Origin of the sequence: Poseidonibacter ostreae, from assembly GCF_009208075.1 — a bacterium.
GTDB lineage: Bacteria > Campylobacterota > Campylobacteria > Campylobacterales > Arcobacteraceae > Poseidonibacter > Poseidonibacter ostreae.
On the sequence record NZ_WFKJ01000065.1, the window covers coordinates 1 to 10,032 of the forward strand.

General features: G+C 25.6%; 10 protein-coding genes. 2 read left to right on the forward strand and 8 right to left on the reverse strand.

The features are described from left to right. A partial coding sequence (hrpB, locus tag GBG18_RS14090; RefSeq protein WP_193311166.1) for an ATP-dependent helicase HrpB occupies positions 1-2,492 on the reverse strand: 2,492 nt, incomplete at its 3' end. Beyond that, a complete protein-coding gene (locus GBG18_RS14095) occupies positions 2,489-4,243 on the reverse strand; it encodes a Na/Pi cotransporter family protein (protein WP_152192093.1) in 1,755 nt (584 codons plus the stop codon). The genes GBG18_RS14095 and hrpB, both read right to left, overlap by 4 nt. A 199-nt stretch (positions 4,244-4,442) precedes the next feature. Between GBG18_RS14095 and GBG18_RS14100 the strand changes: the two genes are divergently transcribed. Next, positions 4,443-5,732, forward strand: coding sequence for a DEAD/DEAH box helicase (locus GBG18_RS14100; RefSeq protein ID WP_152192095.1), 1,290 nt, complete (start codon positions 4,443-4,445; stop codon positions 5,730-5,732). A gap of 26 nt (positions 5,733-5,758) precedes the next feature. Here the strand turns inward: GBG18_RS14100 and ribA are convergent, their stop codons facing one another. From ribA to GBG18_RS14115, 3 genes are all read right to left on the reverse strand, one after another. Continuing rightward, on the reverse strand, positions 5,759-6,343 hold the full coding sequence (gene ribA / locus GBG18_RS14105; RefSeq protein ID WP_152192097.1) for a GTP cyclohydrolase II: 585 nt from the start codon (positions 6,341-6,343) through the stop codon (positions 5,759-5,761). A 124-nt stretch (positions 6,344-6,467) separates the two neighbouring features. Continuing rightward, positions 6,468-6,989: a 3'-5' exonuclease gene (locus GBG18_RS14110; protein ID WP_152192098.1), complete on the reverse strand. Its 522-nt coding sequence runs from the start codon at positions 6,987-6,989 to the stop codon at positions 6,468-6,470. Between the two features lie 2 nt (positions 6,990-6,991). After that, complete coding sequence (locus tag GBG18_RS14115) at positions 6,992-7,312, reverse strand: DUF309 domain-containing protein (RefSeq protein ID WP_152192100.1); 321 nt, start codon at positions 7,310-7,312, stop codon at positions 6,992-6,994. 120 nt (positions 7,313-7,432) lie between these two features. On the opposite strand from GBG18_RS14115, the gene GBG18_RS14120 reads away from it, so the two are divergent. Then, the gene (locus tag GBG18_RS14120) at positions 7,433-8,260 is read left to right on the forward strand and encodes a flagellin N-terminal helical domain-containing protein (protein WP_152192102.1); all 828 of its coding nucleotides are present in this window, start codon (positions 7,433-7,435) and stop codon (positions 8,258-8,260) included. Between the two features lie 42 nt (positions 8,261-8,302). On the opposite strand, the gene GBG18_RS14125 is transcribed toward GBG18_RS14120, so the two are convergent. The 3 genes from GBG18_RS14125 to GBG18_RS14135 form a co-directional block, all read right to left on the reverse strand. Beyond that, the gene (locus tag GBG18_RS14125; RefSeq protein ID WP_152192104.1) at positions 8,303-8,821 is read right to left on the reverse strand and encodes a glycine zipper 2TM domain-containing protein; all 519 of its coding nucleotides are present in this window, start codon (positions 8,819-8,821) and stop codon (positions 8,303-8,305) included. Positions 8,822-8,890: 69 nt separating this feature from the next. Then, positions 8,891-9,232: a hypothetical protein gene (locus GBG18_RS14130; RefSeq protein WP_152192106.1), complete on the reverse strand. Its 342-nt coding sequence runs from the start codon at positions 9,230-9,232 to the stop codon at positions 8,891-8,893. Continuing rightward, positions 9,220-10,032 (reverse strand): sensor histidine kinase (locus GBG18_RS14135; RefSeq protein WP_152192107.1); only part of this gene is annotated, 813 nt, incomplete at its 5' end. The genes GBG18_RS14135 and GBG18_RS14130, both read right to left, overlap by 13 nt.

Here is a 10,032-nt window from a genome sequence, read left to right on the forward strand (position 1 = left end):
GTTTTTCGTGTTGCTATTGCTTCTAATGGATTCTTAGGCCAATAATGTTTTTTATACTTTCCTCTTAACTCTTTTGCAACTTCTATATAAGAATTTTCCCAAAAACTTTCTAAGTCATATGTAATTTGTATTGGTCTTAAAGCTGGTGTTAAAAGATGTACTTGTAGTGAAAGTTGATTATTTAAAATTTTTGGGGTACTTTTCATTCCAAATATTTCTTGTATTTTAACTGCTAAAATTGGCGTTTTAGTATTTGAATAATCTATTTTTATATTTGAGCCACTAGGAACTTTTATACTAAAAGGAGCTAGAATATCTAGGCTTTGCATACTATCCCAAGCAATTAAACCTTGTAGCATAGAAAAAGTATCAATAGCTTCTAATTGTTTTATTGTTTTAACATTTTGTAAGTAAGGTTCTAAAAACTCTTCTATATTTTCTAAAATACTTTTATTATCTAAGTGAGGTAAATTTATATCTAGATCAAACTCATTTTTATTTTCATTAATAAAGTTTACTCTTTGTATTAAATCTTTTGCTTTTTTACTCCAAGTTAATAAATCTAAACCCTCTTTTCTTATTAAATCAATAAATAGTTTAGGATACTTATCTTTTGAAATATTTGTATTTACTTTTGATGAAACTTCAAGTTCTAGAAAATAAGTACTTGTTCTTATATCTAATTTATTTAAATTTTTTTTATAAGAAATCACATCTTTTTCATAAAGATATGAAGAAAAATATTTCTTTATATCTTCAAGATTAATACTTGAAGCTAAATGAATTATAGAATCTTTTTCTTTAGCATTTATATTAGGAACTACTAAATATTCACTATTAAAAAGTGAATCTTTGGCATTTATAATAGCACCTTTGGCATTACTTAATTTATATTTATTTTCATCTTTTACTCTTATTTTTGCTAATCTATTTGGATATGCGAAAAGAAGTAAAATACCTAACATAGACTTTGTTAAGGACTTTTTCTCTTCTTTAATAGTTTTTAAACTCTTTAACTTTTTATAAAAATACATTGCTTGCTTTAAAACTTGCTTTGCTGTATATGTATTTAAATCTTGAGTAAAAAAATCTTTTTCTTTTAAAACTATATACCTTTCATAAATATCACAAGAAAAAGATTGTTTTGAAAATATATCTTTTTCAATTAATAAAGAAGCTAATAAACATGCATCATAAGCAAAACCTAAGTCATTTGCTTTTAATATCATATTTGCAAATCTTGGATGAACACCTAAAGAGCTTGCTTCTTCTCCAAATCTTGAAATATTAGCTTTAGAATCTAACATATCAATATTTTGCAATAGTTTAGAAGATGCTTTTATAATATCAGAAGATGGAATATCTAAAAAATTAAGCTCTTGTATCTTTTTAACTCCAAAAAAAGATAAATCTAAAAGTAAACTTGATAAGTCTGCTCTTAATATTTCAGGTTTACTTGATTCTTCGAGTATTCTATTTTTATGCCACAACCTATAGCATTTCCCACTACTTAATCTTCCCGCTCTCCCTGCTCTTTGAATAGCAGAATCATTTGATATAAAACAATATTCTAAATGATTCATATCATTTGATGGATTAAACCTTATTTGTTTTTCCATCCCACTATCAATTACTATTTTTATACCCTCAATTGTAAGAGATGTTTGTGCTATATTTGTAGAAAGAATTACTTTTCTATTATTTTTGCTATATATTGCTTTATCTTGTTTTTCTTTGGAAAGATTTGAGTATAAAGGAAAGATATCAATTTTTTCAAGCTTTAGTTTTTCTTCAAGCTCTTTTATCTCTTTAACCCCAGCTAGAAAAACAAGAATATCTCCCTCATCTTCTTTTATAGCTTTTAAAATCGTATTCAAAACAATTGTATTTAAACTATTAATATCAGGATGCTTTATATTTGCTTCTAAATATATATTCTCAACATCAAACATTTTACCTTTACTTGTAATTACAGGTGCATTATCTAATAATACAGATAATTCCTTTGAATTTAGTGTTGCTGACATAAGCATAATTTTCAAATCATCTCTTAGTATTTCTTGCAACTGTAAAGATAAAGCCAATGATAAATCACTATAAATACTTCTTTCATGAAATTCATCAAAAATAATCAAAGCTACATCTTCTAAAGCTTGGTCATTTTGTATTTTTCGTACTAATATACCCTCAGTTACAACTAAAATCTTTGTTTTTTTAGAAAAACAACTTTCCATTTTAACTTGATAACCAACACTTTGCCCTACTTCTTCTTTTAGCAGTTTTGACATTTGAGAAGCAAGAGTTCGTGCAGCCATTCTTCTAGGTTCTAGCATAATTATAATTTTATCTTCAAGCCAGGCTTCATTAAGTAAAGAGATTGGTACAAGAGTACTTTTCCCAGCTCCTGCAGGAGCTTGTAATATTAATCTTCTGTTTTTATTTAATACATCTTTTATTTCAGCTAAGACATCATTTATAGGTAATTTTTTTATAAATCATCCTCTATTTCTTCATTTTTCTTATCTTCAATCCATAATATTGTAGCAACTTCAATTAGTTTTTTTGATATGTTGTGTGTATAGGTTAAATCATTTATTAAGGAAGTTGCCATTTTACTTGTAATATTATTATCTCTAATTAAAGTATCAATATCACTATTTCGTAAATCATCTTCTCTTAAAATATCTTCTTTTAATAGATTTAAAGTAGATAAAACTGTAATATCGTTTTGATTATTTCTTAAATCATTTATTATATTTATTGTTTTTGCAATATTTATTCTAAGATTATTATACTCTTCTTTTATATATGGATTATCTGATTTTAAGTAAAAAGATAAGTTTTTATGTAACTGTGTAATATACTTAATAGCCTCTACAATATCTCTAGATGCTAGCTTATAATTATATATTTTATTCTTAAAATCTTCATCCATATTCTCTTGTGCTAAAACAGAAAAATGAATAATTTCGCCATATAAAGATTTGATTTTTTGTGAATAAAACTCATTTATATCAACATTTATTTTTGCATTAGAGTTTTTAACAACTAAAGATATATCATTACTTCCTAAATACTTATGTCTATGTAAATATAAAGCATGAGATATCACTTCTATAGAGTTTTCATATAAATGTATAGTTTCATCTTTTATAGCTTTAATAGCAGCATCTGGCACGGCAATTACAACATCATCAAGATATTTTGCTTTTAAAATAGAAGTTTTCTCATCTTTAAAAAGTGTTTTTAAAAACTTCTCTAATTTATTAGTAAAAGGAGAAACAACTAATACACCTAAAATATTAAATATTGTATGAAATAGTGCTAATTTCATTGCATAATTATCTTCTGATATTCCAATTTTTGCTGCTATTAATGTTACTAAATCTGCTAATTGATAGAGGAAAAGTATTGCAATAATTCCTGTAACTATATTAAAAATCAAATGTGCAATTGCTAATCTTTTTCCATTTGAATTAGAAGAAATTGCAGCCATTACAGCTGTGACTGTTGTACCTATATTTGCACCAATTGATAACTCTAAAGCATTAATATATAAAATTTGATTTGTAACTAATGCTGTGATAATTAGTGCCATTGTTGCACTACTTGATTGAATTATAATTGTAGCAAGTGCTCCAATTCCAACATAAACAAAAACTCCCAAATATCCTTGCATTGCAAATTGTGATAAGTCAAGTCCTGCTTTTAAAGTTTCAAAGCCATCTTTCATATAACTTATTCCTAAGAAAACAAAGCCTAAACCTAATAAAACATTTCCTAAACCTGTATAAGCTTTATTCTTTGAAAAACGAAGAATTACTCCAAAAATAATCATAGGAAATGCATAAACTGCAATATTTATCTTAACTCCAAAGCTAGAAACAATCCATGCAGTTGTTGTAGTTCCAATATTTGAACCAAAAACTACACCTATTGCTCCACTTAAAGAAATAAGACCTGCACTTAAAAAAGATATTACAATTACAGAAATCAAAGAAGAACTTTGAACTACTGATGTTGATAAAAAACCTGTGAAAATAGCTTTGGGAGTATTATTAGTAGCTTTTGCTAATATTTTTTCAAGAAGCCCTCCACTAAATAGTTTAAAACCATCTTCCATAAATATCATTCCAATTAAAAATATAGCAATTCCAGTTATTATAATTTTGGCATCTTCATTTATGAAAAGTAAATATGCTAAAGAAATAAAAAGTAAAAAATAGAAAAAATTTCTTAACATTAAAAGCCTTCTAGTAGTAAAATAATGTATTAAAATATAGATATATATACTATATTTATAGCTTAATATAATTTAAACTTTATTAAAGAAAATCATTAAAAACTTATTAGTAAATCCCTTTTTGCTCAAAAACTTAAAAATTTAGATATAATCGCAAAATATATAAAACAAAGGAATTGTTATCAAAACATTTACTTCTATGAACTTAAATCCTCTATTAATCGATGCGTTAAAAGATTTAGAGTTTGAAAAAGCAACGGAAATACAACAAAAGACTATACCAATAGCACTAAAGAAAAAAGATATTCTAGCAGCTGCTCAAAGTGGTACTGGAAAAACAGCAGCATTTTTATTACCTATTTTAAATGAAATACATGAAAATGAGCAAGGCTTTAAAGAAAAGACTTTAAGAGCATTAATCATAGTTCCAACAAGAGAACTAGCAAATCAAATATCAAAAGTTATTGAAGATTTTTCAAAATATATTAGAATTGAAAAAACAGTTGTATATGGTGGTGTTTCTTCAACAACTCAAGCTAAAAAAATTGAGCGTGGTTTAGATATTTTAGTAGCAACACCAGGAAGACTACAAGAGCATATTAGAAATAAAACTGTTGATTTAAGCTCTGTTACAACACTTGTTGTTGATGAAGTTGATACTATGCTTGCAATGGGATTTTTAGAAGATATTGAAGTAATTTTTCAAGAAGCTAATCAAACTAGACAAATTTTAATGTACTCAGCAACAATGAATCAAAATGTAAAAAAACTTGCAAAAGAGTTTTTAAAAGATCCAGTTGTTATAGAAGTCTCTCCTCAAAGATCAAGCGTTAAAAAAATTGTTCAAAGAGTTATTGAAGTAGATCCAGATAAAAAAGCTGAGCTACTATCTTATATTATTGGTTCTGAAAACTATTCGCAAGTTTTAGTTTTTGTAAATACAAAAAAAGAAGCAGATGGATTAGTTGAGCACTTAAATCTTGATGGATTACCAGCTTCATGTATCCATGGAGATATTAGACAAACTGCACGTGCTAAAGCTTTAAGAAAGTTTAGATCAGGTGATAATAGAGTTTTAGTTGCAACTGATATAGCAGCACGTGGTATTGATATTCAAATGCTTCCACTTGTAGTAAACTTTGAGTTACCAGAAACTGTAAGTGATTATACTCATAGAATTGGAAGAACAGGTCGTGCTGGTCAATCAGGTTTTGCAATTACACTATTAAGTGTAAAAGACTATAAGATGATGAAAGAGATTGAAAAAGAGCTTATTCTTGATTTAGGAAGAGAAATTGTTGATGATTTTGAACCAAATGAAAAAAAACCTAGAATCTTTGTACATAAAAGAAGACCTTTAAGTCAGAAAAAAGGCTTAAAAGATAAATATGGTAAACCAAAAACTACTAAGAAGACTACACAAAAAGCTAAGCAAAAAGCATCAAAGAAAACTACTAAAAGAGATGAAAATAGAAGTTTTAGAAAATAAAATATCGTAAAGATATTTTATTTTTATTATAGAATATGTCCCATATATTCTTTTTTTGTCTGTAAATAATCTTTATTATATTTATTTATTTTTGTAATTGAGGGAACAATACTAGCTATTTTTACACCAGTACTTCTAACAAAATCAATTTTTTTCGGATTATTTGTAATTAATTTTATTTCATTAAGATTTAAATCTTTTAGAATAAATTCAATAATAGAGTAATCTCTTTCATCTTCTTTAAATCCAAGTTTTAAATTTGCTTCTATTGTGTTATATCCATTATCTTGAAGATTATATGCATTTATTTTATTAACAAGACCTATATTTCTTCCTTCTTGCCTATGATAAATTACAAGTCCACCCTCTTTAGAAATAAGTTCAAGGGCTAAATCAAGCTGATTACTACAATCACATTTTAAACTTCCTATTGAATCTCCTGTTAAACACTCAGAATGTATTCGTACAAGTGGTTGTTCTAAAGAAAATAAATCACAACTCATAATTGCAAGATGTTCTTGACATCCATCTTTATAAGCTTTTACTTTAAATTTTCCATATTTACTTGGTAGATTTGCTATTTTTGATTGAATTATTGTTTCACTATTCATATTTTATACCTTATATTTTTATGCAACTAAGTTGCAAAGATTAGAATCTTAATCAAATAAACTTTAATTAAAGCTTATTTAATAGAAAAATATTGTTGATATTTTATAAGTGATATTAAGAAGATTAAATAACTTGCATTCTTTTTAGTATTTCATAAGTTTTAGATACATCATATGTTGCGCTATGATATTTTACAGTGTCAAAATCAATCTTATAAAAAACACATGTCTCATCTAATTTAGGATTTTTAATATTTCCATTTTTATTTACTGCTTTTACTATTTTTTTATTCTCTTTCATAGTACAAAAATGATTTTCAAACTTAACCATTCTATCAAGATGTCTTAACTCAAAAGAGATATTATGAGCAACCAAAGTTTCACAATCATCACAAAAATCTACAAAATCTAAATCTTCAGTAAAATATGAAGCATACTCTTTATCTTTTCTATGCTCTAAGATAAGCTCAGGTGTAAGTTTATGAACTTCATAAGAGTAAGGATTTACACTATATCTTGATAAATAATATCTATGAAACTTATCTATTATTTTATATACTCCATCAATCTTTTTAAGCTTTACAGCTGCTACTTCTATTACATCTCCGATGTTTTGTGAGTTTGTTTCAAAATCTAATATTATCATTTCTATATTTCATCTCTTTTTTTATAAATTAATTCTTGTATTTTCTTATATTCTATTTTATTTATAGAGTCTAAATCATCAATTAAATACTCATACTTTTTAAAAAGCTTCCAAATTGTATTTGCATGTTCATATCTTTGCATTTTATATAACTCAAAGAAAGCGAAAGCATTTACAAAGGCTTTTAATATAAAAGACTCATCTCTAGTCTCTTTATCATTTTTATATTTTCGCCATAAATCTTCAGTTTTATTATGTGCATTTAAAAAATAATTTTTATCAATCAAAAGTATAATTTCACTTAGTTCATCTATTATCTTCATTTATTGCCTATGTTATCTAGTTTAAACATTATATCAAAGTAGTTTTAAACTAATTTCAATAGTTAATAATATTTTAATATTACTAGTTATACAATATGTAAAGGTACAAAAGGAGTCACTATGCAAGTAGGAAATAACTCTCAAATTAATACAGATGTATATTTAAATGCAAATCAATCTTTAAATAAAATTGCAACAGGCGTTACTTTAAATCAAGCAAGTAATGACGCTTCAAGTTTAGCAATATCAAATAATCTAAAAGTTGAAGCTAATGGTTATACACAAGCAATTGAAAATACTAATTCAGCAATAGCCTTAAATCAAATAGCAGATGGTGCAACAAAAGAACAATCAAATATCTTAGATAGTGTAAAAGAAAAACTTTTACAAGCCTCAACAGATACAACAAGCCAAGAAGGTCGTGATGCTATTTTAAAAGATGTTAAAAGCTTATTAGAACAGTTTGATAATATTGCTAGTAGTACAAATTATAATGGTAATACATTGTTACAAAATAGCCAAACAGATAATAGTGCAAGTAATGATTTACAATTTCAAGCAGGAAATGAAAATGCTGATATAATTGAGTCAGCAGGTATTCAATCAAATACGGAAGGATTAGGCCTATCTGCACTTTTAAATCAAGATGCAAGTAGTTTTAGTTCAAGTGATGCTAGAGCATTCTTAGAAGATGTAGATGGTGCTATTAGTGGATTAAGTGATATTAGAAGTGAGTTTGGTTCAGTTTCTAATCAATTAGAAAGTTCTACTAGAAACTTAATAACTCAGCAAAACCAAACCCTTGAAGCAAATTCTGTATTTGATACAGATTATGCAAAAGAGTCTGCTAACTTTTCTAAACAAAATGTTTTAGCACAAATTGGAGCTTTTTCTTTAGCACAAGCTAATAATATAAACCAACAAACGGTTGGAAGATTATTAAGCTAAAATAGTTTAAGTGATATTTTTTAACTCAAGTTAAAACTTGAGTTAAAAGTTGATTGTTTCACTTACTCTAATTCTATTTTTTCTATGATTAGAAAATTTATAAAACTCTTTATTTTTATAAACAAAATAATTTTTATAACCTACTAGAACTTTTTGTTCTCTTCTTTTTTTATGCTTTTTATATCTATTACGATTATCATCATAATCTCTATATCCAGTATTTTGTACATAATTATTGCTTTCATATCTTGTATTATTAGCAATTGAAGCACCTAATAAACCACCTACAATTTTTGCAGCTGTACGGCCATTTCCTTTACCAATTTGGTTTCCAATAATAACACCTATTGTTCCACCTACAATTGTATCAAGACCAATGTTGTTGTTATTGGAATAACTGCTTTTATAGTGTCTAGGTTCATCATAATAGTTATCATGTTGATTATATCTATATTCATATACAGGTTCACTATGCGTTACATAAGCATGAAAAGTTGTTGTGTGTTGTTTTGCAAAAGCAAAAGTACTACATATTAAAACTGATAATAAAACTTTATTCATCTTTGACTCCTTTAGTAATTAAACTTAAAGAAGTATATTTTTAAATAGTGTACTTATTGTGAAGATTTATTACTTTAATTTACCAAAAACTTTATATTTTTCCCAGTAAATATCTAAAGCTTCATTTAGTTTTTTATCACTTAATTTACTCTTTTTCTTTATACCAAATCTTTTAATAAAAGCTTCTGGCATAATCGTCATATCTTTATTTGGTTTTTTTAAATAAGCAAACATTGATTCTTTGACCTTTGATTCACTACTATATTTTAATAAATATCTATAAAAATATTTATCAATAGAAACAGGAAGTTTTCTATGACATTTTATACAATTTTTATCATATACACTTTTTGTTTTAGCAGCATCTAAAAAAGAAAATAAAAGAAAGATGCTTATTATTAATTTTGCCATATTACCTCTATTTTTGTACCCTTATTAAGTTCGGATTCTACTTTTATATCTAAGTTATACTCTTTTGCTATTAATGAGACAATATTAAGACCTATTCCAAAGCCTCCCACACTTTTATCAAATCTTGAATATCTTTCAAAAAGATTTGATAAATTCTCCTTGCTCATACCTTTTCCTGTATCTTCTATACTCAAAAAATTCTCTTTTAATGTAACTTTGATTGTTCCTGCAATTTTATTATATTTAATCGCATTAGAAATTAAATTATCTATTAGTTTAGAAATCTTTTTTAAATCACTATTTAAATAAATATCTTTTTCTATATTAAGTACAAAATTTATTTTTTTAATAGTTGCTAAACTTTTAAAGTATTCAACTCTTTGTTCTAAAACATTTGATAAATTTAAATTTTCATTTTGAGATATGATTTTATTATTTAATGTTAAAAAAGTTAAATCTTCATAAATATTTGAAATTGTTTTAGCCCCAATATCAATACGGTTTATTTTTTTTGCTAATTTTGCATCTAATATATCTTTATCAATCATTTCAATATTAGTAATAATTGCAGAAATAGGAGTATTTAATTCATGAGTGGTATCTTTAATAAATCTATCTAATAAATGTAAAGCATCTCTCATTGGTTTTAAAAATAGTTTTGATATAAAATATCCAAGTATTAGCATGAAAATAAAAGCTATAAAAGAGTACGTAATAATTTCACCCTTAACACTTCTAAACCATACATTATCATCAGGAATTTCAAGAATAATATATTTTGTACCTAAATAGTAAGATTC